The organism is Streptomyces sp. NBC_01089 (assembly GCF_045162975.1).
Lineage (GTDB): Bacteria > Actinomycetota > Actinomycetes > Streptomycetales > Streptomycetaceae > Streptomyces.
This window is the reverse complement of record NZ_CP108660.1, coordinates 3,533,852-3,559,973: the sequence shown is the minus strand read 5'-3', so window position 1 is coordinate 3,559,973 and position 26,122 is coordinate 3,533,852. Positions and strand designations below refer to the sequence as shown.

The window sequence follows — 26,122 nt, the reverse complement described above, 5'->3', positions numbered from 1 at the left end:
CCAGGGCGTTCCGGTCGTGACGGGGTGGCGGGCCGGGGGCCCGCCGGGCAACTCCTAGTAGCCCAGGGCGAGTGCCGAGGTGGACTGCCAGTACGTGACCTGGGCCGAGTCGTCGATGCGGGTGCCCTTCGGGAGGGTCGACGTGCTGAGCGAGCCGATGCCTTCACCCGCGCGGTTGGCGAAGCCGACGCCCAGCTTCTTCGCCGTACGCAGGTGGCCGCCGCCACCCGACGTACGGACGCTCGCATAGGCGGTCTGGCCCGGGTCGAGGGTCACGACGGCCTGCGGGGTGCTGTCCCAGTTGATCTGCGTGGCGGCCTGGTCCTGGTCGAAGCGGAGGGTCGGCGCCATGTAGGCGTAGCAGGGCGTCTTGCCCTTGTTGGTGGCCTTGATCAGCAGGTGGTTCACCGGGCGGCTCACCTTGGAGACGGCGACCTTGGTGTTGGAGTCGGTGCAGGTGACGATCTTCGTTGCCTTCGCCTTGGCCGGGGCCGCGGTGGCGGCGCCGGTCGCGATGCCGGTGAGGGCGAGGGCGGCCACGAGGGTGGAGGCTGCGGCGGTGGCGATGCGGGTGCGGCGGATGTTCACGGCGGTACTCCCCGTAGGTCTGTGAAGGTTCTGTGTGAGCTGTGCGTGGGCCGAGTCGGCTGTGGCGGCCCGAAAGTTCAGAGGCGGTTGATGAGCAAGGTGACCGTGGCGGTCGACGTGGCCAGTACGACCAGCGCAACCACGTCCACAACGCTCGGACGGAAGCCGCGCCGGAGTCGGTTGAACACGAACTCAGCTTGTTCGGTGGCCGGTTCCTGCTGCAATCGTTCCCGGACCATTGGGGACGCTGGAACGGCTGCGCGTACTCTGACCTGGGGAGACGGGACCTCCCTGGAACGCCTTCCTGGAACGCGTATCGGGTGCCCGGGACATGGAACAAGGGGATGGTGGCCGTGGGCTCCGAGACCGAGGAATTCGCCGCGCTGCTCAGAGAGCTGAAAGCCCGTTCGGGGCGCAGCTACGGAGTGCTCGCGGGGAAGCTCCATATGAGTACGTCGACGGTGCACCGGTACTGCAACGGCGACGCCGTGCCGACCGATTACGCGCCCGTCGAGCGGTTCGCGCGGCTGTGCGGGGCGACCCCGGAGGAACTGATCGCGCTGCACCGGCGGTGGCTGCTGGCCGACGCGGTACGGCGACGGCCGAAGGACGCGGTGCCGGAAGCCGGTGCCGCTGGTCCTCCTTCTCTTTCGCCTTCTCCCGAAGCCGAAGCCGAAGCCGAAGCCGAAGCCGAAGCCGAAGACCAAGCCGAAGGCGCTCCCGAGCCGGTGCCCTCGCCGGTCCCTTCGCCGACGCCCGCTTCCGCGCCCGCGCCCGGTCCCCTCGCGCCCGATTCCCCCACGCCCGACTCCGTCTCCGCGCCCGTCTCCGCGCCCGGACCCGCCCCCCGTAACAAGGCCAGGCGGCTCTGGATGGCCGGGGCCGCCGTGGTGGCCGTCGCGGTCGCCGTGCCGGTGGCGGTGGCCGTCGGGAACGCGGGATCCGCGTCCCCCGAGCACCGTTCCGCAGCCGCCGCCGACGTGTCAGCCGGCGCGGATGCCGCGCCGTCCGCGGGCGCAGGTACCGCGGGGGCCAAGGCGAAGGACCACAAGAAGCCGTCCGCGAGCCCCTCCGCCTCGCCTTCCGTCACACCGTCCCCGTCCGGCAGCCACCAGGCGCGGGGCGGGGGCGATCTGGGCCCGGACGGCCGCAGCGTCCCCGCCGTACCACTGACCGTGAACGTCCGGCCGTACGTCTGGGACGACCAGTGCAGTCAGTCGTATCTGGTCGACCGGCCCGCCGACCGGGTGCCGCCGCCCCCGCCCGAGCCGGACGCCGCGAGCTGGGCCGCCGCGCTGGGCGGGGTCTCCAGCGACCATGCGCGGATCGAGCTGTCCGTGCAGGGCAAGACGTCGGACACGGTGGTGCTCCAGGCCCTGCATGTGCGGATCGTGGGCCGTCGGGCGCCGCTCGCCTGGTCCTCGTACGCGATGGGCGACGGCTGCGGTGGCGGGCTCACCCCGGCCGGCTTCGATGTGAACCTGGACACCGGGAACCCGCTGGCGAAGCCGGCCGCCGGGGTGCAGGGCGACCGCAAGGTCCCGGCCACCGACTTCCCGTACCGGGTGTCCACCACCGACCCACAGGTGCTGGAGATCAACGCCCACACCGACGCGCACGACGTCAGCTGGTACCTGGAGCTCCAGTGGAGCAGCGGCTCCCGGCACGGGACGGTCCGTATCGACGACCACGGCAAGCCGTTCCGCGCCAGCAGCACGAAGGGGCGGCCCCGGTATGTGCATCCGAACGGCTCGGATGCCTGGGAACCGCCCCTCCAGTAGCTCTGCCTACAGCCGCTCGGGCGTCCGGATGCCCAGCAGCTGGAGCCCCTGGTGCAGGGTGCGGGCGGTCAGCTCGCACAGGAACAGCCGGTTCTCCACCTGCTCCGGGGTCGCGGCCTTGAGGACCGGGCACTCGGCGTAGAACGTCGTGTAGTGCGAGGCCAGCTGGTAGAGGTACGCGGCCAGCTTGTGCGGCTCGTACGCGGACGCGACCTCGGCGAGGACCTCGGCGAACTGGTCCAGGTGCAGCCCCAGCGCACGCTCGGCCGGTGCCAGCTCCAGCTCCGGGTGCGCGGCCGGCTTCGCCTCGCCCGACAGCCGCAGGATCGACTGGATACGGGCGTACGCGTACTGGATGTACACGCTGGTGTCGCCGTTCAGGGACACCATCTGGTCCAGGTCGAACTTGTAGTCGCGGGCCGCCGACGTGGACAGGTCCGCGTACTTGACCGCGCCGATGCCGATCTGCGCGCCGTTCTCGACGATCTCGGCCTCGGTGAGCCCGACCTTGTCGTTGTTCTTCTCCCGCACCACGGCCGTCGCGCGCTCGACCGCCTCGTCCAGGAGGTCCACCAGCCGCACCGACTCGCCCGCCCGGGTCTTGAACGGCTTGCCGTCCTTGCCGAGCACCGTGCCGAACGCCAGCTGTACGGGCTTCGCCTCACCGGCGCCCGTGTCCAGCCAGCCCGCCCGGCGGGCCGTCTCGAAGACCATCTTGAAGTGCAGCGACTGGCGGACGTCCACCACGTACAGCAGGGCGTTCGCCTTGAGGTCCTGCACCCGGTTACGGATCGCCGAGAGGTCGGTGGCCGCGTAGCCGTAGCCGCCGTTCGTCTTCTTCACGATGAGCGGGACCTGGTTGCCGTCCGGGCCCTTCACATCGTCGAAGAACACACAGAGCGCGCCCTCGGACCTGACCGCGACACCCGACTCCTCCAGGAGCCGGCAGGTCTCCTCCAGCATGTCGTTGTAACCGGACTCGCCGACGATGTCCGCGTCCTCGATCTCCATGTCCAGCTTGTTGAAGACCGAGTAGAAGTAGATCTTCGACTCGTCCACGAACCGCTGCCAGTGCGCCAGCGTCTCCGGGTCCCCGGCCTGCAGAGCGACCACCCGGTCCCGGGCGCGCGCCTTGAACTCCTCGTCGGAGTCGAAGACCGCGCGCGACGCCTTGTACAGCCGGTCGAGCGAGGACATGGCGGCCTCGCCGTCCTCCTCGCCGCCCTCGTGGTCCAGCTCGTGCGGGTGCTCGATCAGATACTGGATGAGCATCCCGTACTGGGTGCCCCAGTCCCCGATGTGGTGGCGCCGGACCACCGTCTCGCCGCCGAACTCCATGATCTTCGCCATCGCGTCGCCGATCACGGCCGACCGCAGATGCCCGACGTGCATCTCCTTCGCCACATTCGGCTGGGCGTAGTCGATGACCGTCGTGCCCGCCTGCGCGGCGTACGGCACACCGAGCCGCGCGTCGGCGGCGCGCGCCGCGAGGGTCTCGGTGATCGCCCGGTCGGTCAGCGTGATGTTCAGGAAGCCGGGGCCCGAGACCTCGATCTCCTTGATCAGGTCATTGGCCGGGAGCGCCGCCGTGACCGTGGCCGCAAGGTCGCGCGGATTGCCCTTCAGCTTCTTCGCCAGGGCCAGGATCCCGTTGGCCTGGAAGTCGGCCCGGTCGCTTCGGCGCAGCAGCGGGTCCGCGGCACCGGCATCGGGCAGAGCTGCCGTCAGGGCGTCCGAGAGGTGCTGCTGAAGCGTCGAAGCGAGGGAATTGACCGAGACTGGCTCAGGCATGGGGCCGCTGCCGTTTCCATAGAGGTACAAGGGATCGGATCAAGTATCCCATGGCCGTCACGCCGTACGGAAAGCCGTTTTCGCTCTCCCGGAGGGACCTGGGAGAATGACAGTCGCCCTTGTTCGAAGGCGTACGAGAAAGAAGGACGTGCCGATCGTGGCTCAGAGCACCGAGACCGACTGGGTCTCCCGTTTCGCGGACGATGTCATCGCCGAATCGGAGCGCCGTGCCGCGGGCGCGAAACACTCTGGCGCGGACGCACCGGTGGTCGTCGTCGCCTCCGGTCTCTCCCCGTCGGGCCCGATCCACCTGGGCAACCTGCGCGAGGTGATGACCCCGCACCTGGTCGCCGACGAGATCAGGCGCCGCGGGTACACGGTGCGCCACCTCATCTCCTGGGACGACTACGACCGGTACCGCAAGGTGCCGAACGGCGTCCCCGGCATCGACGCGTCCTGGGCCGAGCACATCGGCAAGCCCCTCACATCGGTGCCGGCCCCGGCCGGGTCCGCGTACCCGAACTGGGCCGAGCACTTCAAGGCCGCCATGGTCGAGGCGCTGGCCGAGCTGGGCGTGGAGTACGACCCGATCAGCCAGACCGAGCAGTATCTGGCGGGCACCTACCGCGAGCAGATCCTGCACGCCATGAAGCACCGCGCCGACATCGACGCGATCCTCGACCGGTACCGCACCAAGAAGGACCCGGCGAAGCAGGGCCCCGCGGGCGGCAAGCAGAAGCAGGGCCAGAAGCAGGGCCAGAAGCCGCTCGACGAGGCCGAGATCGAGGCCGCCGAGGGATCCGGCGCCGCCGACGAGGACGACGGCAGCAGCAGCGCCACCGGTTACTACCCCTACAAGCCCTACTGCGGCGCGTGCGAGAAGGACCTCACCACGGCCACCTCCTACGACGACGAGACGACCGAGCTGGCCTACACCTGCACCGCGTGCGGACACGCCGAGACCGTCCGGCTCAGCGAGTTCAACCGCGGAAAGCTGGTCTGGAAGGTCGACTGGCCGATGCGCTGGGCCTACGAGGGCGTCGTCTTCGAGCCCAGCGGCGTCGACCACTCCTCGCCCGGCTCCTCGTTCGTCGTCGGCGGACAGATCGTCCGCGAGATCTTCGACGGCGTGCAGCCGATCGGCCCGATGTACGCCTTCGTCGGCATCAGCGGCATGGCCAAGATGTCGTCGTCCAAGGGCGGCGTGCCCACCCCGGCCGACGCGCTGAAGATCATGGAGGCCCCGCTGCTGCGCTGGCTGTACGCACGGCGCAGGCCCAACCAGTCGTTCAAGATCGCCTTCGACCAGGAGATCCAGCGGCTCTACGACGAGTGGGACAAGCTGGAGTCCAAGGTCGCCGACGGCTCGGCGCTGCCCGCCGACGCCGCCGCGCACACCCGCGCCGCCCGCACGGCGGAGCGTGAACTCCCGCGCACCCCGCGCCCGTTGCCGTACCGCACGCTGGCATCCGTCGCGGACATCACGGCCGGGGCCGAGGACCAGACACTGCGCATCCTCAGCGAACTGGACCCGGAGAACCCGATCACCTCGCTCGACGAGGTGCGCCCCCGGCTCGACCGCGCCGAGAACTGGATCACCACCCAGGTCCCGGCCGAACAGCGCACCCTGGTGCGGGCCGAGCCGGACACCGAGACCCTGGCCGCCCTCGGCGACCAGGACCGCGAGTCACTGCGGCTGCTCATCGAAGGGCTCGACACGCACTGGTCGCTCGACGGCCTGACGACGCTCGTCTATGGCGTACCGAAGGTCCAGGCCGGCTTCGCGCCGGACGCCAAGCCCACCCCGGAGCTGAAGGTCGCCCAGCGCACCTTCTTCGCCCTGCTCTACCAGCTGCTGGTCGGCCGCGACACCGGGCCGCGGCTGCCCACGCTGCTGCTCGCCGTCGGCGCCGACCGGGTACGGAAGCTGCTCGCGGCCTGACCGGCCGCGGCCGGTACGGGTCAGGGCCGCTGCCCCGGGATTTCCCGGGGCAGCGGCCCTTCCGCTGTGTCGGCTGTCTTCTGTGTCCTCTGTGCTCTCTGGTCTCCCGGCCGGTTACGCGATGTGCTCCGCGTCCAGTTCCTCGGCGTACCGCTGCTGGAAGCGGGCCAGGTACGGGCGGAGCGAACTGTCGCTCAGGGTCTCGCTGTTGCGGCCCGTGACGCCGTACAGATCCTTCAGATAACGGCCGAACTGGCGCACCGTCGGGACCTCGTTGTTCTCGCTGATGAACTTCCGGTAGGCCCCGAAGTACGCGTCCTCACGGGGCACGTCGTCCGGCAGGCCCTGCACCTCCGGGCTGTCCGCACCGGCGGCGTCGGCGCTCTCGGCGTTCTCGGCGTCCGCGTTGCTCTCGCCGGTCCGGTCGAAGGGCTGCTCAGCGGTGCGCGGCGCGGGGATCACACCGCCGAGGGGGCGCGAGCCGCCCGCTCCGGTGGGGACCATGACCTGCGGGGCGTGCGGTTCGTCGTACCGCGAGTCCTCATAACCCTGCTGGTACTCCTGCTGGTACTCCGGCTCGTATCCCTGCTCGTACTCCTGCTCCGGCGGGTACGGGCCGGCGTACTGCTGCTCGTACTGCTGCTGTTCGTACTGCTGTTGCTCGTACGTGGGCTCGTACGCCGGGTCGTAAGTGCCCGTGTACGCCTCCTGCGAGACCTGCGGCGCGGCGAACCAGGGGGACTCGTGCGTGGGCGGGGGCTCCTGCGGCTGTTCCTGGCGCTGCTCCTGGGCCCGGGCCTGCTCGTTCACCCGCGTCTGCTCCTGGCCGGCGGGCCCCACGGCCCCGGTCCCCGCTTCCAGGGCCGGCACCGGAGGCAGCAGGACCGGCTCGATACCGGCCGCCGCCAGCCCGGACGGGGCCGTCTCCGCGAGCGGCACCCCGTACCGCGCGAGCCGCAGCGGCATCAGCGACTCGATGGGCGCCTTGCGCCGCCACGCGCGGCCGAACCTGGCCTGGAGCCGCGCCTGGTAGATCAGCCGGTCCTGTTCGAGCTTGATGACCTCGTCGTATCTGCGCAGCTCCCACAGCTTCATCCGGCGCCACAGCAGAAAGGTCGGCACCGGCGAGAGCAGCCAGCGGGTGAGGCGCACGCCCTCCATGTGCTTGTCGGCCGTGATGTCGGCGATCCGGCCCACCGCGTGGCGCGCCGCCTCGACGCAGACCACGAACAGCACCGGGATCACCGCGTGCATCCCGGTGCCCAGCGGGTCGGGCCAGGCGGCGGCGCCGTTGAAGGCGATCGTCGCGGCCGTCAGCAGCCACGCCGTCTGGCGCAGCAGCGGGAACGGGATACGGATCCACGTCAGCAGCAGATCCAGTGCCAGCAGCACACAGATCCCCGCGTCGATACCGATCGGGAAGACCGTCGAGAAGGAGCCGAAGCCCTTCTCCAGGGCGAGTTCGCGCACGGCCGCGTAGGAACCCACGAAACCGATCCCGGCGATGATCACCGCGCCCGCCACCACGAGCGCGATGAGTATCCGGTGCGTGCGTGTCAGCTGCATCGCGGCCACCCGCGGACCCTCCTGAATTCGACATCCGGCGGGCACAGCCTGGCACATGTGTACGGACGGCGTTGCGCGGGTACGCCCGGAGCCCGGCCCCGAGGGGGGACCGGGCTCCGGAGGCGGGCGCGCGAAGGGGCCTGCGGGGGCGGCCCGTTGAAGCCGCCGGCCGTGCTCGTTACTTGTGGTTGGCGGTGGCCACCGAGGCCACGGCCGCCTTGGCCGCGGTCTGCGCGCCCTTCGTCATGTCGGCGGCCGACGGGGACTTGAGGCCCTCGTAGCCCGCGCCGTTGTGGTTGACGGTGGTGATGACGTTCTCCGAACGCGTGATGACCACGGCGTAGACGAAGTCCGCGTCGGTCTTGCGCTGTTCGTAGGTGACCGTCGTCGCCTCGTTGCCGATGCCCGGTGTGGTCACCGTCTTGACGCTCTTCGCGCCGTCCGTCGCCTTCGCGTCGGCCACGGCCTTGGTGTACTGGTCCTGGGCGCGCTTCTGGCCGCTGCCGAGGACGCTGTCGGAGCCGAACCGCAGATACGACACGGAGAGCCAGCGGTACTGGGAGCCCTTGGTGCCCTTGCTCTCCAGACCGTTCCAGGAACAGCCGGCGCGGGCCGACAGGTCGGTCGACTTCACCTCGGTGCCCGACTTGTCCTTCGCCTTGGGGACCAGGTCCGAGACGGTCTTCGCCGGGACCGACTTGCAGGCGTCGGGCAGCTTGGCGTACACCGCCTTCGCGACGGTCGGGGACGCCGACGCGCTGGGCGCGGAGGAGCTCGAACTCTTCTTGCCGCCGGAGCCGGAGTCGGACGAGCAGCCGGCGACGACGAGCATCACGGGGACGGCTGCACAGGCGAGAAGGCGGGTGAGTCGCGGGGCTGATCGGTGCATGGTTCCTTCGCTCATCTGTCGTACGGGTCGTACGGTCCGGGCCGCCACGGTACGCCGGGGGCGCCGGACGGTGGACTATTCACCGATCTGGTCGGCGAGTTTGTGGGCCATGGCCTGCGTCCTGTCCTGCAGGCTCTTGGTGTCGGGGGGAGTGCCCGCCTCGGCGGGCTCCTCGCTGTACTCCACGGTCACGAGCACGTTCGATGCGCGGAAGACTACCCGGACGGTGTGCTGCGACGACGCGGAGCCTGCCTTGGCCGGGACGTCGGCGAGGAAGGCGGCGCTGCCGAGGCCGCTGAGGGTCCGCGACTGGAGGTCGGCCGAGGGCTGCCCGGCGCCGGAGTCGCTCTTCCCGCCGTCCTGCGCGCCGCTGTCATTGCCGCCGTCCTGTCCCTCGTCCTGTCCGCCGTTCTGCCCTTCGTCCTGTCCGCCGGCCGGTGTGTCGCCCGGCCCGGGGGACCGGGTGGTGCCGTCGTCCGCGCTGGAGCTCGGGGTCGTGGAGGGTGAGTCGTCGGCGGGCAGACCGGCGGCGGTCAGCTTCTGGGCGTACAGGGTCTTGGCCTGGTCGTCGTCGCTGACAGTGGTGTCGTAACTCACGACGCGTTCCATCCGGATACGCAGCCGGTGCGCGTCCGCGGGCGAGTCGGCCTTCCACAGGCAGCCCACCTGGCGGTCGGTGTCGAAGGTGGCCTCGGGCGTGCCCGCGTACGCCTGCTCCTGCTGGTCCTTCGGCAGGTCGGCGATCTCCGGGAACATGTCCTTCAGTACGCCCTGATCGGCGGCGCGGCAGGGCTCCGGCAGGGTGGAGTACTTGCCGGGCGCCGCGGCGGGAGTGGTCTCGCCGGGCTTCGCGTCGGCGGTGGAACCATCGGTCCCGGAGCCGGTCGTGCAGCCGGTGACGAGCGCTGCGAGCAGCACCAAGCCGGGAACGTAAGCCCTTCGCTGCACTGTCCGAGGCTCCCTTCGGAACGGAAAACGGATACCGCCTGCTGACGGTGACCGGACACAATGTCTATCGCACGCACTGGTGTACATGCCGGTCCGCTGTCGTTTTTGCGGATCCTGATGCGTGTTTTTCTTATTCAGGCTGTTCGGGGGAATAGAGGAGCTATGTCGTATGTAGAGGTGCCGGGTGCGAAGGTCCCCATCCGGATGTGGGCCGACCCGGCGTCGGTCGAGGACGGCGCGATGCAGCAGCTGCGGAATGTCGCCACGCTGCCCTGGATCAAGGGCCTCGCCGTCATGCCGGACGTGCACTACGGCAAGGGCGCGACGGTCGGCTCGGTGATCGCGATGCACGGGGCGGTCTGCCCGGCGGCGGTCGGCGTGGACATCGGCTGCGGAATGTCGGCGGTGAGGACGTCACTGACGGCGAACGACCTGCCGGGTGATCTGTCGCGGCTGCGCTCCAGGATCGAAGCGGCGATTCCGGTGGGCCGGGGGATGCACGACGACCCGGTGGAGCCTGGCCGTATGCACGGCTTCCCGACGGCGGGGTGGGACGACTTCTGGGCACGGTTCGACGGGGTCGCCGAAGCGGTCAAATTCCGTCAGGGCCGGGCTGCAAAGCAGATGGGTTCGCTCGGATCCGGGAATCACTTCATCGAGTTCTGTCTCGATGAGTCGGATTCGGTCTGGCTGATGCTGCACTCGGGCTCCAGGAACATCGGCAAGGAGCTGGCGGACCACCACATCGGCGTCGCGCAGAAGCTCCCGCACAATCAGGGCCTGGTGGACCGGGACCTGGCGGTGTTCATCGCCGACACCCCGCAGATGGGGGCGTACCGGAACGACCTGTTCTGGGCGCAGGAGTACGCGAAGTACAACCGGGCCATCATGATGAGCCTCTTCCAGGACGTGGTCCGGAAGGAGTTCAAGAAGGCCCGGGTGACCTTCGACCCGGTCATCAGCTGCCATCACAACTACGTGTCCGAGGAGCGGTACGAGGGCATGGACCTGCTGGTCACCAGGAAGGGCGCCATCCGCGCCGGATCCGGTGACTACGGGATCATCCCCGGCTCGATGGGCACGGGTTCGTACATCGTGAAGGGCCTCGGCAACGAGAAGGCGTTCAACTCCGCCTCGCACGGTGCAGGGCGGAAGATGAGCCGGAGCGCGGCGAAGCGCCGCTTCAGCACCCGGGACCTCGAGGAGCAGACGCAGGGGGTGGAGTGCCGGAAGGACTCCGGTGTCGTGGACGAGATCCCCGGCGCGTACAAGCCGATCGAGCAGGTCATCGACCGGCAGCGCGATCTGGTCGAGGTCGTGGCCAAGCTCAAGCAGGTCGTGTGTGTGAAGGGCTGACCCGCGAACGGGCCGGCCCGGGTCACAGCTCCCGGTGGACCTTGGTGTTGGACGCCTGGGCTCGGGGGCGGACCACCAGGAGGTCGATGTTGACGTGGCTGGGGCGGGTCACCGTCCAGGTGATCGCCTCCGCCACGTCGTCCGCGACCAGAGGGTCGGCCACGCCCGCGTAGACCTTGGCGGCCTTCTCCTCGTCGCCGCCGAAGCGGGTCGTGGCGAACTCCTCGGTCTTGACCATGCCGGGGGCGATCTCGATCACCCGCACCGGCCGGCCGACGATCTCCAGACGGAGCGTCTCGGCCAGGACGCGGGCGCCGTTCTTCGCGGCCACATAGCCACCGCCGCCCTCGTACGCCCCGTGGCCCGCCGTGGACGAGACGATCACGACCGTGCCGTCGCCGCTCGCGATCAGGGCGGGGAGCAGGGTCTGGGTGAGGTTGAGCGTGCCGATGACGTTGGTCTCGTACATCTGGCGCCAGTCCGCCGGGTCGCCGGTGGCGACCGGGTCCGCGCCGAGTGCGCCGCCCGCGTTGTTGACCAGGACGCCGATGGTGGGGAACGCGGTGGCGAACTCCTCGACGGCCGCGCGGTCGGTGACGTCCAGGGCGTACGCCGTGGCCTGGTGGCCCGCCGCGTTGATCTCCGCCGCCACCGCCTCAATGCGGTCCTTGCGACGTGCGGTGAGCACGACCCGGTAGCCGGCCGCCGCGAGCTGCCGTGCGGTGGCTGCGCCGATGCCGCTGCTCGCTCCGGTGACGACGGCGATGCGGTTGGTGGCGGCGGGCGCGGCGGTCATGACGGGCTCCTCGGGGGGCGGCCGGGTGGCCGTGGTGGCGGCTCGGCCGGCTTGGCCAGTTCGGTCGGGTCGGTCTGCGCGGTCGGGTCGGTCCCGTGCGGTCTGTGCGTTCAGTACGTTCGGTACGGGGTGCTGCCAGGATATGCCCGGGCTCAGTGCCCCCGTGGTGCGTACATGATCACGGCCATCCCGGCCAGACAGATCAGTGCGCCGGTCACATCCCAGCGGTCCGGCCGGTAGCCGTCGGCGACCATGCCCCAGATGATCGATCCGGCGACGAAGACCCCGCCGTACGCGGCGAGGATCCTGCCGAACTGGCCGTCGGGCTGCAGCGTCGCGACGAAGCCGTAGATGCCGAGCGCGATGACGCCGCCGCCGATCCAGATCCAGCCCTTGTTCTCCCGTACGCCCTGCCAGACGAGCCACGCGCCGCCGATCTCGAAGAGCGCGGCGAGGACGAAGAGGGCGGCGGAGCGGACGATCAGCATGGGGACAGCCTGGCACGGCCGGGCCCGCCGCCTCTCGGTGCGGCGGCGGGTCAGCCGTCCGTGGGCCGGGGTGCCGGGCTGAACTCGCGCAGCGCGTCCGCGACGATCGCCTCGAGCCGGTGGTGGTGCGCGCCGCGCCAGTACACCCGCTCGCACGCCACGCACTGGGCGAAGACGTCGTGGGTGCGCTCGGTGCCGTCCTCGATCCGGCCGCGCACGCTCTCCTTGGTGGCGGGGACCAGCTCACCGTTGCACGCGCTGCACCGGGTCCACGGCGCGAGGTCGGGGGCGAACCTGCCCAGTACGTCGCGGAGTTGCTCGTCGGGCCGGTCGCTGTAGACGTACGCCCCGGCCCAGAGCTCGCGCCGCCGTAGCAGCCCCCGGTCCCTGGACAGCAGGACACGCCGGTGTTCCGCCGAGTACGTGGCGAGCGCGGGATCCCCGATGTCCTCGCTGAAGTACGCGGTGTCCACGCCGAGCAGCCGCAACCGCCGTGCCAGCGTGCCGAGATGGACGTCGAGCAGGAAACGGAGCGGGGCGCCCGGCACCCGTTGGGGGCGGTCCACCGCGTACACCTCGACGGTCTCGCCCGCGCGCGGGATGTGCGAGGGCGCCGCGGGCCTGCCGTCCACGACCAGCCGGCCGGCCTCGGTGAGCGGGACACCGGCCGACTCGACGACATGGCCGAGCGTCGACGAGCCGTCGGTGGCCAGGGCGGTGCGCCCCTGGCGGCGCTCGGGCGGGAGGAAGAGGCGCAGCTCGGGGGCGACTTCGAGGTGGATCTCCGGTCCGTTCACGGTGTCAGGATGCCATCGGGCCCGGGGCCAGTCGGGGCGATCCGCCGCCGGGGGCGTGCCTTCAGGCGGTTCCGCGCGTTACTCCGATCATGAACGTACGTCGAATTCTCACCACCGCAGCCGCCGGATCCGCCCTGCTCGCCGCTTTCGCTCCGGCCGCCCAGGCCAGCGACCTCGGGGGCACGCTCAGCAACGCGGCCCAGACCACGGCCGCCGTCGGCGAGCAGGCCAAGCCCATCGCCCAGGGTGTCGTCGGGAACAGCGTCGGCAAGAAGGTGCACGCCGTGAAGGGAGCGGCCAAGGCAGGCGGTGACGCGCTGAAGGCGGGCAACGAGCTCCTCAGCAGCTGAACGGCCGGGCTCCCGGGGGCGTCTGCTTCCGGGAGCCACCCGACCCGCCCGAGTTATTTCCCGGCACCTCAGAAGATGAGCTCCACCCGCCAGTTGTTGCAGCGCATGGCCCGGCCCGGCGGGTACTCGAAGTCGCAGGCGCCCAGGAGCGAGAAGCCCGCCTTTCTGCACACCGCGTTCGACGGAGGGTTGTCGACGGACGGGAAGGCGTGCACGAACCGATGCCTCCGTTCCCGCCCGGCCCGTTCCAGCACCGCGCGTACGGCGGCGGTGGCCAGCCCCCGCCCCTGGTGTTCCGCCAGCACACCCCACCCGGCCTCGTAGATCATTTCCCCGTCCCGGCTGTGCTCCCAGTACCCGACGGTCCCGACGGCCTCACCCGTGGCGGCGGCCACCACCCGGAACATCGTGCCCGTGCCGTCCGTCCCCGCGCTCATGGCGACGTACCGCTCATGCCGGACGAGCAGTTGGTCCTCCGTCTCGGGGCCGCCCAGGTGGTTCATCAGCTCCGGCGCGTTCATCCGGCGCAGCAGCGGCAGGTCGCTCTCCGACCACGGCTCGATCCGTACTGCGTCTCGCATGGATCCGACTGTAGGCCGCGACACCGACAACCGGGTCGAGGCGCCGTAAGCCGCCGGGACGACGCCGATCGTCGCGGTGAAGTCGCGTGTGAGATGGGCCTGGTCGCTGTAGCCCAGTTCGGCGGCGAGGGCGGCCCAGTCGACCGCCGCGTCCGTCTCGGCACGCTCCAGGGCCTCATGGATCCGGTAGCGCAGGATCACCCACTTGGGGCTCACACCGACGTACGAGGCGAAGAGCCGTTGCAGGGACCGCGCCGATACGCCTTCGCCGGCGGCCAGTTCCTCGACCCGGCGCACCGTGCGGTCGGTCCGTACCCGGTCGGCCAGGGCCATCGCCCGGGCGGCCTGCGGGTCGGGCTCGGGAGCCAGTGACAGCAGGAAGCGGTCCAGGGCGGCCACCCGTACGTCCTCGTCGGACGGCGTGAGGATGTCCGCCGGCCGGGCGGCGGAATCCGGGAGTACAGCGGGCAGCCGGACCCGGCGTCCGGTCCAGTCCGACACCGGGTGATCCGGTACGAACGGACGGAATCCGCCGGGCCGGAACTGGATACCGCACACCACCCCCGCCCCGGCCAGCTTCTGGGTGAACAGGCCCAGGCCGACCCCCGCGACCTCGCCGAAGGCGGGCGAGCCGCCGAAGCGCTGGAAGACGATGTTCACCGACGGGTGCGGCACGACATGGGAGACATGCGGCTCGTCCAGATCCCAGTCGATGAGCCAGTAGTGCTCCAGATACGGACGGAGCGCGGGCGCGGGCCTGCGGCGACGGAAGCGGACGCGGGCGAAGAGCTCGGGGGCGTCGACGATGCCTCGGGTGTCGCGCCGTGGTCCGGACGAAGGACCGGGCAGCCGGCCGGGCAGCGGATCTGACATGCCGGCGATCGTATGTCGCGTTTCTTCAAGAAGCCGCCGACCGGCCGTGCCTAACGTCGGAACCATGAACGAGAACGAGAACGAGAACGAGAACGAGAACGAGAACGGAAACGAGAACGGGAACAACAACGGGAACTCCGGCGGAGCCCCGGTTACGGCCCCGGTCAGTGAGCTGCTCGAAGCCGCCGGCAGACAGGCGCTCCCCGTGGTCCGGGGGATCGGGGACGCCCAGCTGGCGGACCGTACGCCGTGCGCCGAGTACGACGTACGCGCACTGGTCAACCACCTCATCCACGTCCTGGTCAACTTCCAGGCGCTGGCCGTGCGCAAGGACGCGGACTTCAGTACCGCGCCGGAGTACGTGGTGGGCGACTGGCGGCGCAGGTTCGGTGAGGAGACCGCGGCTCTGGTCGCCGCGTGGGCCGCGCCCGGTGCGGAGGAGGGCACGGCGGGCCGGCTGAATCTGCCCGCCAGGACGGTCGGCCACATGGTGCTCGGTGACCTGACCGTGCACGCCTGGGACCTGGCCCGTGCGACCGGTCAGGATTTCGCGCCGGAGCCGGCCGTGGTCGATGAGGTCTTGCCCGCGTTCGCGGACATGGCGCCCATGGCCCGTGCGGGGGGAGTCTTCGGTGAGCCGGTGCCTGTGGCGGCCGGGGCGTCCGCGTTGGACCAGCTGCTGGCCGTCACCGGTCGTGATCCGTTCTGGAGCCGGTAGCCCGCGTAGCCCCCGTCGCCCCAGTGGCCCCCGTGGCCGACGGCCGCGCCCGGCGCCGGCGGGCCGTGTTGAGCAGGGCCGTGAGCGCGGAGGCGGCGAACAGCCCCGCGGTGATCAGCAGCCAGCGGTCGAGGTAGACGCTGTCCGAGAGCCCGGTGTCCTGGTGGTACGGGGCCGACCTGCGCAGGATCAGCGGGAACCAGACCAGCAGCAGGAGCAGGGACAGGACCACCGGGGCGCGCAGATGGTTGAGCAGGCGGCGGCCGGCCGAAGGGGGCGTGCGCGGGGGGAGTGCGGCGGCCTGCGCGGTGCGGTCCGCGGCGCTGTAGAGCGGCACCAGGACCAGATCGTGCAGGAGCGCCGCACCGATGAACCAGACGGCGACGGCGACGGGGCGGCCCACGAGGAGCCGTACCGCGGCGTACCCGGCGACCGTGAAGCAGCAGGCCATGACGAGCAGATGGAAGGGCCTGCCGCCGTAGCGGCGGGAGAAGAGGCTCATGGTCACGTCCGGAAGGTGAGGCGGCGGACCCATTTGGTGTTGTTCACGCCGGGGTTGGCGGGCACGATGACGCGGGCGGGGTAGCCGTGATCGGCGGAGAGCGGTGCTCCGTTGACGTGCAGGGCGAGCAGCGAGAGCGGGTCGTGGATCTGGTTCCCGGCCAGGAGCACGCTGCGGAAGGCGCCCCGGCGCTGTACGGACTCGACCAGCACGCTGCGGGCGTGCGGGGTCCCGGCGAGTGCGGCCAGGTCGGAGAGGCGTAGCCCCGACCAGCTCTGGTCGTCGGTGGACCAGCCCTCCACGCAGGCGATCGGCAGCGCCGCCGGGTACTGCCGCAGGGCGAGCAACTGGGCGCGGGTGAAGGTGAGCCGCCGCTGCTCGCCGTGGATCTCCAGGCGCCAGCGGGGGCCGATGTCGGATGCCCTGATGCCGACGGCGGCCGCGCTCTTGTTGATCTGGAAGCCGTTGGGGCCGGGACGGGGGTCGCGGTTGTGCGGGGCGAGCAGCGCGGTGCGGCGCAGGGAGCCGCCGATGCTCTGGCCCGCGGTGACGACGAGCAGGGCCAGCGATCCGGCGCCGACGAGCCCGAGCGCGCCGCGTCTGCTGACGGTCGGGCGGGCCGGTGCGGGCGCCACGAGGCCGTAGGGATCGGGTGGTTCCGGTGTGGTGTGTGCGGTGTCGGTGGCCAGGACGGAGCGCAGGGTGCGGGAGCGTACCGCCCGCCACATCCGTCCCAGCCGCAGCACCACATGGGCGGCGAAGGCGGCCATGAACACCCAGGCGCCGTAGAAGTGCAGGGTGTAGAAGGAGCCGGGGAAGACGTAGTCGAGCTGGATGTTGAGCACACCGGTGGCGAACTCGAAGAGGACGCCGCCGACCAGCAGGATCAGCGAGAGCCGTTCCAGGGCGTGGGCGGGGCTGACCGCGGGCGGCCAGGTGAAGAGCTTCGGGACGACCGACCACAGCTTGGCGAGCAGCACCGGGATGAGCACGATCCCGAGGGTGACGTGGACGCCCTGGGTGAGGCGGTAGAGCCAGGCGGGGCGGGTGGGCCAGGTGAAGAGATAGAAGCCCAGCAGCCCTTTGTCCGGTGTCTTGTCGTTGAGCGCTCCCAGGCCGGGGTTGTAGGCGGCGTACGACAGCAGTCCGGTGACGAAGATGAGGGTGACGCCGAACAGCAGGACCAGGCCGAGGACCGCCGTCAGCCAGGGGCCGCGGATCGGGCTGCGCCAGAACGCGGGCCGGAAGGGACCGGGCGGCGGCGCACCGGCCAGGACCCGCACCCGGCCGGGCAGCCGACCACCGGGCGCGGGCCGGCGAGGCGCGGGGTGGGAGCCGGTCGCCGCGGGGGCGGGCCGGCGTCGCACGGGGTGGGAGCCGGTCGCCGCCGGGGCGGGCCGTGGGGTGCGCCGGCTGTGGCCCTGGCCCTGGCCGTCGCCGGTCTCCGCCGGTGCGGATCGCGGGCTGCGCTCGTCGCCGGGGTCGCCGCCGTTGCCATTGCCGTGGCCGCCACCGCCACCGCCGCCGCCACCGCCGCCGCCACGGTCACTGTCGCGGGCCACGGCGCCCACCCGCCCGTACGGTCGCCGGGCCGGTGGCCGCTGAAGCTGTCACTGCCGGCCGGTTCGCCGGTTCCGCTGTCCTGAGATGCCTGGCCATCCGCCGATCCTCCGGCGGGACGCGGCACGGACGCGGTGTACGCGGTCGACCCGGGGCCGTACATCAGCCGCTCGGCGCAGTGGCGGGCCGGGAGCGATCCGGACAGAAGGCCCCGAGAGACCTGACGCGGGAGAAGAGGAGGTGCGGCCGGTCAGGGCCACACCAGGCAGTAAGCCTGATGCCCCGCGTCGTGCAGCCGGTGGGAGAAGTCCTGCCATTCGTGCAGCAGTTGGTAGGCGTTGTACGCGTCCCGGGGGCCGCCGCGGTCCGGGACCGTCGACCAGATGAAGGCGGCGGCGCCGACCGATTCCTCGCCGACTCCGCGCAGTGGGTCGATGACCGTCATGGGGAGCTTCACCACCGCGTAGTCGGGGTGCAGCACGACCAGTTCCAGCGGGGGCACCTTGCCCAGAGGTATGCCCTGGATGCCGGTGAGGACCATGGCGGCCATCGTCTCCGGCTTTATCTTCGTGAACATGCCGCCCATGCCGAGCTCATCGCCGCCCAGCTCCTCCGGCCGCATGGTCACCGGCACCCGGGCCGCCGTCGCCCCGTCGGGCGCGCCGAAGTACTTGTAGGTCACGCCCACAAGCCCACCGCTCCTGCTTCCCGTACTCCGTGCCTTTGCCCGTGCCTCTGCCTCTCGTCGGTGCTTTCCCCTCCGGGCAGGCTCGGGACCCAGGTCATCGGTCCCCTCGCCCAGTCCGCCACCGCGATGCATATCTCCACCCGACCACTCGCGGCCGCCGCCGCGCAACCCGATCATCGTGTCAGAGACCTCCCCCACGGATGTGCGGTGAAACACCTCTCCGCAATACCGTCTGCGCCTCTGACACCATGGCTTGTGTGAGCTATCCGTACGAATACGATGCCCCAGTTTCGCAGACGCTCTTCGACCGTGCGTCCCTTGTGACACCCGGCGGGGTGAACTCTCCGGTTCGCGCCTTCCGTGCCGTGGGCGGTTCGCCCCGGTTCATGGTGTCCGGTACCGGTCCCTATCTGACCGACGCCGACGGACGTGAGTACGTCGACCTTGTGTGCTCGTGGGGTCCGATGATCCTCGGGCACTCGCACCCCGAGGTCGTCGCCGCCGTGCAGGCCGCCGTCGCGCGCGGCACCTCCTTCGGTACGCCGGGGGAGGGTGAGGTCGCACTCGCCGAGGAGATCGTCGCCCGTGTCGGGCCCGTCGAGCAGGTGCGCCTGGTGTCGTCGGGCACCGAGGCGACCATGTCGGCCATCCGGCTCGCCCGCGGTTTCACCGGCCGCGCCAAGGTGGTGAAGTTCGCCGGCTGCTACCACGGACATGTGGACGCGCTGCTGGCCGCCGCCGGGTCGGGGGTCGCCACCCTCGGCCTCCCCGACACCCCGGGGGTGACCGGCGCGCAGACCGGCGACACCATCGTCCTGCCGTACAACGACCTCGAAGCCGTACGCCGGGCCTTCGCCGCGCACCCCGGTGAGATCGCCTGCGTCATCACCGAGGCTTCCGCGGGGAACATGGGCGTGGTGCCGCCCGTCGAGGGGTTCAACGCCGGGCTCAAGGAGCTCTGCGCCGCCGACGGCGCGCTGTACATCTCGGACGAGGTGATGACCGGCTTCCGTACCTCGAAGGCCGGCTGGTACGGCGTCGACGGGGTCCGCCCCGACCTGATGACCTTCGGCAAGGTCATGGGTGGCGGCTTCCCGGCCGCCGCGTTCGGCGGGCGGGCGGACGTCATGGCGTATCTGGCGCCCGTCGGCCCCGTCTACCAGGCGGGCACGCTGTCCGGGAACCCGGTCGCCACCGCCGCCGGGCTCGCCCAGCTGCGGCTGCTCGACGACGCGGCGTACGAGAAGGTCGACGCGGTCTCCCTGGAGATCCAGGGCCTGGTCGCCGCTGCGCTCAGCAAGGAGGGCGTCGCGCACACCATCCAGGCGGCGAGCAACATGTTCTCCGTCTTCTTCAGCGACAGCCCGGTCCGTGACTACGAGGACGCCAAGGCGCAGGAAGCTTTCCGCTTCACTCCCTTCTTCCACTCGATGCTGGCGCAGGGTGTCTATCTCCCGCCGTCGGCCTTCGAGTCCTGGTTCGTTTCGACCACGCACGACGAGCGGGCGGTCGAGCGCATCGCGGCCGCGCTGCCCGCCGCCGCCCGAGCCGCCGCCGAGGTGTCCGCATGAGCAGCGACAGCAGCGACAGAAGCAACGAGATCACCGTCGTGCACCTGATGCGCCACGGTGAGGTGCACAACCCGGACGGCGTGCTGTACGGGCGCAGGCCCGGCTACCACCTCTCCGGGCTCGGCCGCGAGATGGCCGACCGGGTCGCCGAGCACCTCGCGGGCCGGGACATCACGCATGTCGTGGCGTCCCCGCTGGAGCGTGCGCAGGAGACCGCGACCCCGGTCGCCGCGTCGCACGGCCTCGATCTGGCCACCGACGGGCGGCTCATCGAGGCCGAGAACATCTTCGAGGGCAAGACGTTCGGCGTCGGTGACGGCGCCCTGTCCAGGCCCGCGAACTGGAAGTACCTCACCAACCCGTTCCGCCCGTCCTGGGGCGAGCCGTACGTGGACCAGGTCGTCCGGATGATGGGCGCGTTGAACGCCGCACGGGACGCCGCGCGCGGGCACGAGGCGGTCTGTGTCAGCCATCAGCTGCCGATCTGGACCGTGCGCAGCTTCGTCGAGCGGCGGCGGCTGTGGCACGACCCGCGCAAGCGGCAGTGCACGCTCGCCTCGCTGACGACCTTCACGTACCAGGGGGACCGGATCGTCTCCGTCGGTTACACGGAACCGGCGAGGGATCTGGTGCCGTCCCATCTCCTGTCCGGTGCAAAGCCTGTCAAAGGAAAAGCAAAGGCGTTCGGCGCCTAGAGTGAAAAATCGTACCGGTTCGTCGGAACCGTCACGTTAATCCCATCATCTGACCGGTTGCCCGCTTGTATGGGCCGCCGGACGACGAACAGATGGGTGACGCGATGCGAAACATGAGCAGGAGGGGCCTGCTGGGACTGGGGGCCGGGGCTGCGGCCGCGGCCGGACTGGCGGGCTGCGGTGCCGGCGGACAGGCCACAGTGGGCAGCAAGGAAAAGGGCAGCCAGGGTTCAGGGGCGGCCGAGGCGAAAAAGGGTCCTGTCCGGCTGATCGGGGACGGGTCGACCGCCGACACCGGTCCCCAGCCGAATCAGCCGGACAAGCCGGTCAGGATGGAGCCCGGAGAGACTCCGCCGCAGTTCGTGATTTTCTCCTGGGACGGCGCGGGCGAGGTCGGCAACGGCCTTTTCCCGCGATTCCTGAAACTCGCCCAGGAGCACGAGGCGAAGATGACGTTCTTCCTCTCCGGGCTCTATCTGCTGCCCGAGTCGAAGAAATCGCTCTACCGCCCGCCGAACAACCCGGTCGGTGCGTCCGCCATCGGTTATCTCAACGATGACCACATCAAGGCCACCATGAAGTACACCCGGCAGGCATGGCTCGACGGCCACGAGATCGGGACACACTTCAACGGGCATTTCTGCGGCACCACTTCGGGCTCGGTCGCGCACTGGACCCCCGAACAGTGGCAGAGCGAGATCGACCAGGCCGTTTCCTTCGTCACCGAATGGCGGACGAACACCGGCTGGACCGACGAGCCCCCGCTGCCTTTCGACTACCGCAAGGAACTCGTCGGCAGCCGCACCCCCTGCCTGCTCGGCCAGGACAATCTGCTGCCGACGGCGAAGAAGCTCGGCTGGCGCTACGACGCCAGTTCGCCCGGCGGCATGCAGACCTGGCCGGTCAAGCGCGGCGGACTCTGGGACCTCCCGCTGCAGCAGATCCCGTTCCCCGGGCACACCTTCGAGGTGCTCTCGATGGACTACAACATGCTCGCCAACCAGTCGAAGAATTCGACAAAGGGCATGACGTCGCAGTATCCGTACTGGCGCAAGCAGGCGGCGGCCTCGTATTTGGCCGGATTCAAGCGGACGTACGAATCGAACCGCGCGCCGATGTACATCGGCAACCACTTCGAGGAGTGGAACGGCGGCCTCTACATGGACGCCGTCGAGGAAGCAATGAAGAACATCGCGGGCCGTCCCGACGTACGGCTCGTCTCCTTCCGGCAGTTCTGCGACTGGCTCGATGTGCAGGACCCCGCGGTGCTCGACAAGCTGCGTACTCTCGAAGTCGGACAGCGGCCGACCGGCGGCTGGAACAGTTTCCTTAAGGCCGCTTGACATCGGGCTTTCCGGGCAGTGAGGGGGGTGCGCAAGATCCGGGAAACGGCCATGCGAAACTTTTCACATGGCTCTTACGCGCCCTCTCCGCCGCCGCACCGACGTCCGCCGCGCCGCCCAGCTGGGCGCAGTGGTCGCGGTCTCCGCGCTCGCTCTGTCGGCGTGCGGATCCGGTGCCAAGGTCAGCAGTTCGCAGGGCTCCCGCTATGTGACCAGCAGCAGCGGCATCGTCACCGCCGCGAAGAGCGGGCGCCAGACCGCGCCCGAACTGTCCGGCAAGACCATCGAGGGCAAGACGCTCGATGTGAACAGCGCCTACAAGGGCAAGATCGTGGTGCTGAACGTCTGGGGTTCCTGGTGTCCGCCGTGCCGTGCCGAGGCCGGGAACCTGGCGAAGGTCTCCAGGGACCTGAAGTCCAAGGGCGTGGAGTTCGTCGGGATCAACACCCGTGACACCTCCACCGGTCCGGCCAAGGCGTTCGAGAAGAGCTACGACGTCCCGTACCCGAGCCTCTACGACCCGACCGGCAAGCTGCTGCTCCGCTTCCCGTCGGGCAGCCTGAACCCGCAGGCCATCCCCTCCACGGTCGTCATCGACCGCGACGGCAGGATCGCGGCCCGAAAGGCGGGCGGGGTCGAAGAGGACACGCTGCGCAAGATGATCGACCCACTGATCACGGAGAAGTGATCCGGTGAGCACGCTCGTCACCGCGGCCGCCGAATCCGGGATCGGCGGCACCGTTCAGAACGGTGCCCTGCTGGTCGCCCTGCCCATCGCCGTACTCGGCGGCCTGGTCTCCTTCTTCTCGCCCTGCGTCCTGCCGCTGGTCCCCGGCTATCTGAGTTACGTCACCGGAGTCAGCGGTTCGGACCTCGCGCAGGCCAGACGCGGCCGGATGGCGGCCGGCGCCGCGCTGTTCGTCGTCGGCTTCACCGCCGTCTTCGTCTCCGGCGGCGCGCTCTTCGGCTATTTCGGGCACCGGCTCCAGGAGCACCAGAGCCTGATCAGCAGGATCCTCGGGGTGCTGATGATCCTGCTCGGGATCTTCTTCATGGGCATGATGCCCTGGCTCACCCAGCGCGAATTCCGCTTCCACAAGCGGCCGGTGACCGGCCTGGTCGGAGCCCCGCTGCTGGGGGCGTTCTTCGGTATCGGCTGGACCCCGTGTCTGGGACCGACACTCGCGTCGGTGCAGGGCCTCGCCTTCGAGCAGGCGACCGCCGGACGCGGCGCCATACTGACCGTCGCGTACTGCCTCGGTCTCGGAGTGCCGTTCGTGCTCGCGGCCGTGGCCTTCCGCAAGGCGCTCGGCGCCTTCGGCTGGGTCAAGAAGCACTACGCCTGGGTGATGCGCATCGGCGGGATCATGATGATCGTGACCGGACTGCTGCTCGTGACCGGCGCCTGGGACCGCATCATCCAGGAGATGCAGGTCTGGTCATCCGGCTACACGGTGGGGATCTGAGTTCCACATGAGCAAGACGACTGACACGACGGACACCACGCGGCCGGGCCCGGCCGCCGATGGGGCCGCGAACGAGACCGAACTCGGCGCCGCCGGGGCACAGCTCTCCACGGCACCCAAGGAGGAGTCGGTCTCCACCCTCCCCGCCATGGGGGTCATCGGCTGGATCCGCTGGTTCTGGCGGCAGCTGACCTCGATGCGGGTCGCGCTGCTCCTGCTGCTCCTGCTGTCGCTGGGCGCCATCCCCGGCTCGCTGATCCCGCAGACGAGCATCGACGAGCTGAAGGTCACCGACTTCAAGGCCAAGCACGACGTGCTCGCGCCCGTCTACGACAAGCTGGGACTGTTCCACGTCTACAGCTCGGTCTGGTTCTCGGCGATCTACATCCTGCTGTTCATCTCGCTCATCGGCTGCATCGTGCCCCGCACCTGGCAGTTCGTCGGACAGCTGCGCGGCCGCCCGCCGGGCGCGCCCAAGCGGCTGACCCGGCTGCCCGCGTACACGACCTGGCGTACGGAGTCCGAGCCCGAGGCCGTCCGGGACGCCGCGCTCGCGATGCTGAAGAAGCGCCGCTTCCGCGCGCACTCCCCGCGCGACGGCGAGGTGGCCTCCGAGAAGGGCTTCCTCCGCGAGACCGGGAACCTGCTCTTCCACATCGCCCTGATCGTGCTGCTGGTCTCCTTCGCCAGCGGCCAGCTGTGGAAGTCCGAGGGCGGCAAGCTGGTCGTCGACGGCGACGGCTTCTCCAACACCCTCACGCAGTACGACGACTTCAAGGCCGGCACGCTCTTCGACGCCAACAAGCTGGCACCGTTCAGCTTCACGCTGGACAAGTTCATCGGGACGTACGAGAAGAACGGGCCCAACCGCGGCACGCCCCGCAAGTACGAAGCGCATGTGACGTACTCCGAGGGCGCGAACGGCAAGGACAAGAAGGGCGTCATCAAGGTCAACACGCCTCTTGAGGTCGACGGCTCGAAGGTCTATCTGGTCTCGCACGGCTACGCCCCGGTCGTCTCGGTCAAGGACCCCAAGGGCAAGGAGATCTACCGCGACGCGGTGCCGCTCCTGCCGCTCGACTCCAACGCCACGTCGACCGGCGCCATCAAGGTGATGGACGGCTACCGCAACGCCGCGGGCAAGAAGGAACAGCTCGGCTTCCAGACCATGTTCGTGCCCACCTACGCGGGCAAGGGCAAGGGCTCGATGTTCTCCACCTACCCGGGGCTCGACTTCCCGGTGATGGCGATCTCCGGCTTCCACGGCGACCTCGGGGTGAACTCGGGGCTGCCGCAGAGCGTGTACCAGCTCGATTCCAAGCACATGACGCAGTACAAGGACAGCAAGGGCAACAAGCTCGCCAAGCTGCTGCTGCCCGGCGAGACCATGAAGCTGCCGCACGGCGAGGGCTCGATCCAGTTCGTCGGCATCAAGCAGTGGGCCAGCTTCAAGATCTCGCACCAGCCCGGCACCCCCTTCGCGCTGGCCGGAGCACTGGCGGCCATCGCGGGCCTCGCCGGCTCGCTGTTCATCCAGCGCCGCCGCGTCTGGGTCCGTGCCGTACGGGGAGAGGACGGCGTGACCGTCGTGGAGATGGCCGGCCTCGGCCGGAGCGAATCCGCGAAGCTCCCCGAGGAGCTGGCCGACCTGGCCGCAACGCTCCATTCAGTGGCGCCGTCGGCGCCTGACTCCGCTGCATCCGCAGAGACTCCCGAAGGGGCCGAGAAGTGAATCTCGCCGCCGCAACCAATGAGAACCTGGCGCACATCAGCAATGTGCTCATCTATTCGTCGATGGCCGTGTACACCCTGGCCTTCTTCGCGCACATCGCGGAGTGGACGTTCGGCGCCCGCAGCAAGGTGGGCCGTACGGCCGCCGCGCTGACCGAGACGGCCACCGCCGCCGCCCCCGCGGTGCAGGTCAAGAAGCAGGGCGGCGGCACCGCTGTACTGGACCGGCCGAAGATCGTCACCCGGTCCGCGGCCGGCTCCCGTGATGTCCCGGACGGCCTCGGCGCCGCCGGCGGCACCGTGAAGGGCGACCTGTACGGGCGGATGGCGATCTCGCTGACCGTCCTCGGGTTCCTCGTGGAGGCGGGCGGTGTGGTGGCCCGCGCCATGTCGGTGCAGCGGGCCCCGTGGGGCAACATGTACGAGTTCTCGATCACCTTCTCCTCGGTGGCCGTCGCCGCGTACCTGATCCTGCTCGTCGTCAAGAAGAACATCCGCTGGCTGGGGCTCGCCCTGGTCACCACGGTCCTGCTCGACCTCGGTGTGGCCACCACGGTGCTCTACACCAAGAGCGACCAGCTCGTCCCGGCGCTGCACTCGTACTGGCTGTGGATCCACGTCTCGACCGCGATCATCTGCGGCGCGATGTTCTACATGGGCTTCGTCGGCACCGCGCTCTACCTCTTCCGGGACCGCTACGAGGCGAAGGTGGCGCGGGGCGAGCAGCCGGGCGCCTTCGCCGAGTCGGTGCTCTCGCGGCTGCCGTCGGCCGCATCCCTGGACAAGTTCGCGTACCGCATCAACGCCGCGGTCTTCCCGCTCTGGACGTTCACGATCATCGCGGGCGCCATCTGGGCCGGTGACGCCTGGGGCACCTACTGGGGCTGGGACCCCAAGGAGACCTGGTCGTTCATCACCTGGGTCGTCTACGCCTGCTATCTGCACGCCCGCGCCACCGCGGGGTGGAAGGGCCGCAAGGCCGCCTATCTGGCGCTCTTCGCCTTCGCCTGCTGGATCTGGAACTACTACGGCGTGAACATTTTCATCAACGGCATGCACTCCTACGCCGGAGTCTGAGCAGCCGAAAGACATCAGGAGGGAG

General features: G+C 70.0%; 24 protein-coding genes and 1 pseudogene. 12 read left to right on the top strand and 13 right to left on the bottom strand.

Annotation, left to right across the window (positions count from 1 at the left end):
* Positions 1-54: 54 nt before the first annotated feature.
* Positions 55-588 carry a DUF4232 domain-containing protein gene (locus OG510_RS15740; RefSeq protein WP_406137471.1) on the bottom strand — a complete coding sequence of 178 codons (534 nt, stop codon included), beginning with the start codon at positions 586-588 and terminating at the stop codon, positions 55-57.
* 344 nt (positions 589-932) lie between these two features.
* Here OG510_RS15740 and OG510_RS15735 point away from each other — a divergent pair, with 344 nt between their 5' ends.
* Complete coding sequence (locus OG510_RS15735; RefSeq protein ID WP_406137469.1) at positions 933-2,369, top strand: helix-turn-helix domain-containing protein; 1,437 nt, start codon at positions 933-935, stop codon at positions 2,367-2,369.
* A gap of 6 nt (positions 2,370-2,375) precedes the next feature.
* On the opposite strand, the gene argS is transcribed toward OG510_RS15735, so the two are convergent.
* The gene (gene argS, locus OG510_RS15730; protein ID WP_406137468.1) at positions 2,376-4,160 is read right to left on the bottom strand and encodes an arginine--tRNA ligase; all 1,785 of its coding nucleotides are present in this window, start codon (positions 4,158-4,160) and stop codon (positions 2,376-2,378) included.
* Between the two features lie 106 nt (positions 4,161-4,266).
* On the opposite strand from argS, the gene lysS reads away from it, so the two are divergent.
* Positions 4,267-6,102 (top strand): lysine--tRNA ligase, encoded by a 1,836-nt coding sequence (lysS, locus tag OG510_RS15725; RefSeq protein ID WP_406137467.1) that lies wholly within the window; start codon positions 4,267-4,269, stop codon positions 6,100-6,102.
* Between the two features lie 114 nt (positions 6,103-6,216).
* On the opposite strand, the gene OG510_RS15720 is transcribed toward lysS, so the two are convergent.
* From OG510_RS15720 to OG510_RS15710, 3 genes are all read right to left on the bottom strand, one after another.
* Positions 6,217-7,668, bottom strand: coding sequence for a DUF2637 domain-containing protein (locus OG510_RS15720; protein ID WP_406137466.1), 1,452 nt, complete (start codon positions 7,666-7,668; stop codon positions 6,217-6,219).
* Positions 7,669-7,846: 178 nt separating this feature from the next.
* Entirely contained in the window at positions 7,847-8,557 is a 711-nt protein-coding gene (locus OG510_RS15715) for a DUF3558 domain-containing protein (RefSeq protein ID WP_406137465.1), read from the bottom strand.
* Between the two features lie 75 nt (positions 8,558-8,632).
* A complete protein-coding gene (locus OG510_RS15710; RefSeq protein WP_406142414.1) occupies positions 8,633-9,475 on the bottom strand; it encodes a DUF3558 domain-containing protein in 843 nt (280 codons plus the stop codon).
* A gap of 192 nt (positions 9,476-9,667) precedes the next feature.
* Between OG510_RS15710 and OG510_RS15705 the strand changes: the two genes are divergently transcribed.
* The gene (locus OG510_RS15705; protein ID WP_406137464.1) at positions 9,668-10,861 is read left to right on the top strand and encodes an RtcB family protein; all 1,194 of its coding nucleotides are present in this window, start codon (positions 9,668-9,670) and stop codon (positions 10,859-10,861) included.
* 22 nt (positions 10,862-10,883) lie between these two features.
* Here the strand turns inward: OG510_RS15705 and OG510_RS15700 are convergent, their stop codons facing one another.
* The 3 genes from OG510_RS15700 to OG510_RS15690 all read right to left on the bottom strand — a co-directional run bounded on the left by OG510_RS15700 (position 10,884) and on the right by OG510_RS15690 (position 12,942).
* Positions 10,884-11,657, bottom strand: a complete 774-nt coding sequence (locus tag OG510_RS15700) for an SDR family NAD(P)-dependent oxidoreductase (RefSeq protein ID WP_406137462.1) — start codon at positions 11,655-11,657, stop codon at positions 10,884-10,886.
* 152 nt (positions 11,658-11,809) lie between these two features.
* Positions 11,810-12,145: a YnfA family protein gene (locus OG510_RS15695; protein ID WP_406137460.1), complete on the bottom strand. Its 336-nt coding sequence runs from the start codon at positions 12,143-12,145 to the stop codon at positions 11,810-11,812.
* Positions 12,146-12,195: 50 nt separating this feature from the next.
* On the bottom strand, positions 12,196-12,942 hold the full coding sequence (locus OG510_RS15690) for a Mut7-C RNAse domain-containing protein (protein WP_406137458.1): 747 nt from the start codon (positions 12,940-12,942) through the stop codon (positions 12,196-12,198).
* An 89-nt stretch (positions 12,943-13,031) separates the two neighbouring features.
* On the opposite strand from OG510_RS15690, the gene OG510_RS15685 reads away from it, so the two are divergent.
* On the top strand, positions 13,032-13,292 hold the full coding sequence (locus OG510_RS15685; protein ID WP_164264219.1) for a hypothetical protein: 261 nt from the start codon (positions 13,032-13,034) through the stop codon (positions 13,290-13,292).
* Between the two features lie 68 nt (positions 13,293-13,360).
* Here OG510_RS15685 and OG510_RS15680 read toward each other — a convergent pair whose 3' ends face one another.
* Both OG510_RS15680 and OG510_RS15675 read right to left on the bottom strand, forming a co-directional pair.
* Positions 13,361-13,873 carry a GNAT family N-acetyltransferase gene (locus tag OG510_RS15680; RefSeq protein WP_406142413.1) on the bottom strand — a complete coding sequence of 171 codons (513 nt, stop codon included), beginning with the start codon at positions 13,871-13,873 and terminating at the stop codon, positions 13,361-13,363.
* A 39-nt stretch (positions 13,874-13,912) separates the two neighbouring features.
* Positions 13,913-14,746 (bottom strand): annotated as a pseudogene (locus OG510_RS15675) (DUF6597 domain-containing transcriptional factor); the annotation flags it as partial.
* A gap of 64 nt (positions 14,747-14,810) precedes the next feature.
* On the opposite strand from OG510_RS15675, the gene OG510_RS15670 reads away from it, so the two are divergent.
* Positions 14,811-15,464 (top strand): TIGR03086 family metal-binding protein, encoded by a 654-nt coding sequence (locus tag OG510_RS15670; protein WP_406137457.1) that lies wholly within the window; start codon positions 14,811-14,813, stop codon positions 15,462-15,464.
* On the opposite strand, the gene OG510_RS15665 is transcribed toward OG510_RS15670, so the two are convergent.
* From OG510_RS15665 to OG510_RS15655, 3 genes are all read right to left on the bottom strand, one after another.
* Entirely contained in the window at positions 15,433-15,966 is a 534-nt protein-coding gene (locus OG510_RS15665; RefSeq protein WP_406142412.1) for a hypothetical protein, read from the bottom strand. The genes OG510_RS15670 and OG510_RS15665 overlap by 32 nt on opposite strands.
* 2 nt (positions 15,967-15,968) lie before the next feature.
* Positions 15,969-17,333: a molybdopterin-dependent oxidoreductase gene (locus tag OG510_RS15660; protein WP_406142411.1), complete on the bottom strand. Its 1,365-nt coding sequence runs from the start codon at positions 17,331-17,333 to the stop codon at positions 15,969-15,971.
* 443 nt (positions 17,334-17,776) lie between these two features.
* Positions 17,777-18,346, bottom strand: a complete 570-nt coding sequence (locus OG510_RS15655) for a hypothetical protein (protein WP_203600540.1) — start codon at positions 18,344-18,346, stop codon at positions 17,777-17,779.
* Positions 18,347-18,462: 116 nt separating this feature from the next.
* Between OG510_RS15655 and hemL the strand changes: the two genes are divergently transcribed.
* From hemL to ccsB, 7 genes are all read left to right on the top strand, one after another.
* Positions 18,463-19,785 (top strand): glutamate-1-semialdehyde 2,1-aminomutase, encoded by a 1,323-nt coding sequence (gene hemL, locus OG510_RS15650; RefSeq protein WP_406137455.1) that lies wholly within the window; start codon positions 18,463-18,465, stop codon positions 19,783-19,785.
* Positions 19,782-20,480 (top strand): histidine phosphatase family protein, encoded by a 699-nt coding sequence (locus OG510_RS15645; protein WP_406137453.1) that lies wholly within the window; start codon positions 19,782-19,784, stop codon positions 20,478-20,480. Before hemL ends, OG510_RS15645 begins: the two co-directional genes overlap by 4 nt.
* Positions 20,481-20,584: 104 nt before the next feature.
* The gene (locus OG510_RS15640; RefSeq protein ID WP_406137452.1) at positions 20,585-21,823 is read left to right on the top strand and encodes a hypothetical protein; all 1,239 of its coding nucleotides are present in this window, start codon (positions 20,585-20,587) and stop codon (positions 21,821-21,823) included.
* A gap of 67 nt (positions 21,824-21,890) precedes the next feature.
* Complete coding sequence (locus OG510_RS15635; protein WP_406137451.1) at positions 21,891-22,511, top strand: TlpA family protein disulfide reductase; 621 nt, start codon at positions 21,891-21,893, stop codon at positions 22,509-22,511.
* Between the two features lie 4 nt (positions 22,512-22,515).
* Positions 22,516-23,289: a cytochrome c biogenesis protein CcdA gene (locus OG510_RS15630; protein WP_164266733.1), complete on the top strand. Its 774-nt coding sequence runs from the start codon at positions 22,516-22,518 to the stop codon at positions 23,287-23,289.
* Positions 23,290-23,296: 7 nt separating this feature from the next.
* Positions 23,297-25,021, top strand: coding sequence for a cytochrome c biogenesis protein ResB (locus OG510_RS15625; protein WP_406137449.1), 1,725 nt, complete (start codon positions 23,297-23,299; stop codon positions 25,019-25,021).
* The gene (gene ccsB / locus OG510_RS15620; protein WP_406137448.1) at positions 25,018-26,097 is read left to right on the top strand and encodes a c-type cytochrome biogenesis protein CcsB; all 1,080 of its coding nucleotides are present in this window, start codon (positions 25,018-25,020) and stop codon (positions 26,095-26,097) included. Before OG510_RS15625 ends, ccsB begins: the two co-directional genes overlap by 4 nt.
* The last annotated feature ends 25 nt before the right edge of the window (positions 26,098-26,122 follow it).

Bases quoted from the DNA above. Each gene is read 5' to 3' on its own strand.
- OG510_RS15735 (WP_406137469.1), top strand. From the start codon at position 933: ATGGTGGCCGTGGGCTCCGAGACCGAGGAATTCGCCGCGCTGCTCAGA.
- argS (WP_406137468.1), bottom strand. From the start codon at position 4,160: ATGCCTGAGCCAGTCTCGGTCAATTCCCTCGCTTCGACGCTTCAGCAG.
- lysS (WP_406137467.1), top strand. From the start codon at position 4,267: ATGACAGTCGCCCTTGTTCGAAGGCGTACGAGAAAGAAGGACGTGCCG.
- OG510_RS15720 (WP_406137466.1), bottom strand. From the start codon at position 7,668: ATGCAGCTGACACGCACGCACCGGATACTCATCGCGCTCGTGGTGGCG.
- OG510_RS15715 (WP_406137465.1), bottom strand. From the start codon at position 8,557: ATGCACCGATCAGCCCCGCGACTCACCCGCCTTCTCGCCTGTGCAGCC.
- OG510_RS15705 (WP_406137464.1), top strand. From the start codon at position 9,668: ATGTCGTATGTAGAGGTGCCGGGTGCGAAGGTCCCCATCCGGATGTGG.
- OG510_RS15700 (WP_406137462.1), bottom strand. From the start codon at position 11,657: ATGACCGCCGCGCCCGCCGCCACCAACCGCATCGCCGTCGTCACCGGA.
- OG510_RS15695 (WP_406137460.1), bottom strand. From the start codon at position 12,145: ATGCTGATCGTCCGCTCCGCCGCCCTCTTCGTCCTCGCCGCGCTCTTC.
- OG510_RS15685 (WP_164264219.1), top strand. From the start codon at position 13,032: ATGAACGTACGTCGAATTCTCACCACCGCAGCCGCCGGATCCGCCCTG.
- OG510_RS15680 (WP_406142413.1), bottom strand. From the start codon at position 13,873: ATGCGAGACGCAGTACGGATCGAGCCGTGGTCGGAGAGCGACCTGCCG.
- OG510_RS15670 (WP_406137457.1), top strand. From the start codon at position 14,811: ATGAACGAGAACGAGAACGAGAACGAGAACGAGAACGAGAACGGAAAC.
- OG510_RS15665 (WP_406142412.1), bottom strand. From the start codon at position 15,966: ATGAGCCTCTTCTCCCGCCGCTACGGCGGCAGGCCCTTCCATCTGCTC.
- OG510_RS15655 (WP_203600540.1), bottom strand. From the start codon at position 18,346: ATGCATCGCGGTGGCGGACTGGGCGAGGGGACCGATGACCTGGGTCCC.
- hemL (WP_406137455.1), top strand. From the start codon at position 18,463: ATGGCTTGTGTGAGCTATCCGTACGAATACGATGCCCCAGTTTCGCAG.
- OG510_RS15645 (WP_406137453.1), top strand. From the start codon at position 19,782: ATGAGCAGCGACAGCAGCGACAGAAGCAACGAGATCACCGTCGTGCAC.
- OG510_RS15640 (WP_406137452.1), top strand. From the start codon at position 20,585: ATGCGAAACATGAGCAGGAGGGGCCTGCTGGGACTGGGGGCCGGGGCT.
- OG510_RS15635 (WP_406137451.1), top strand. From the start codon at position 21,891: ATGGCTCTTACGCGCCCTCTCCGCCGCCGCACCGACGTCCGCCGCGCC.
- OG510_RS15625 (WP_406137449.1), top strand. From the start codon at position 23,297: ATGAGCAAGACGACTGACACGACGGACACCACGCGGCCGGGCCCGGCC.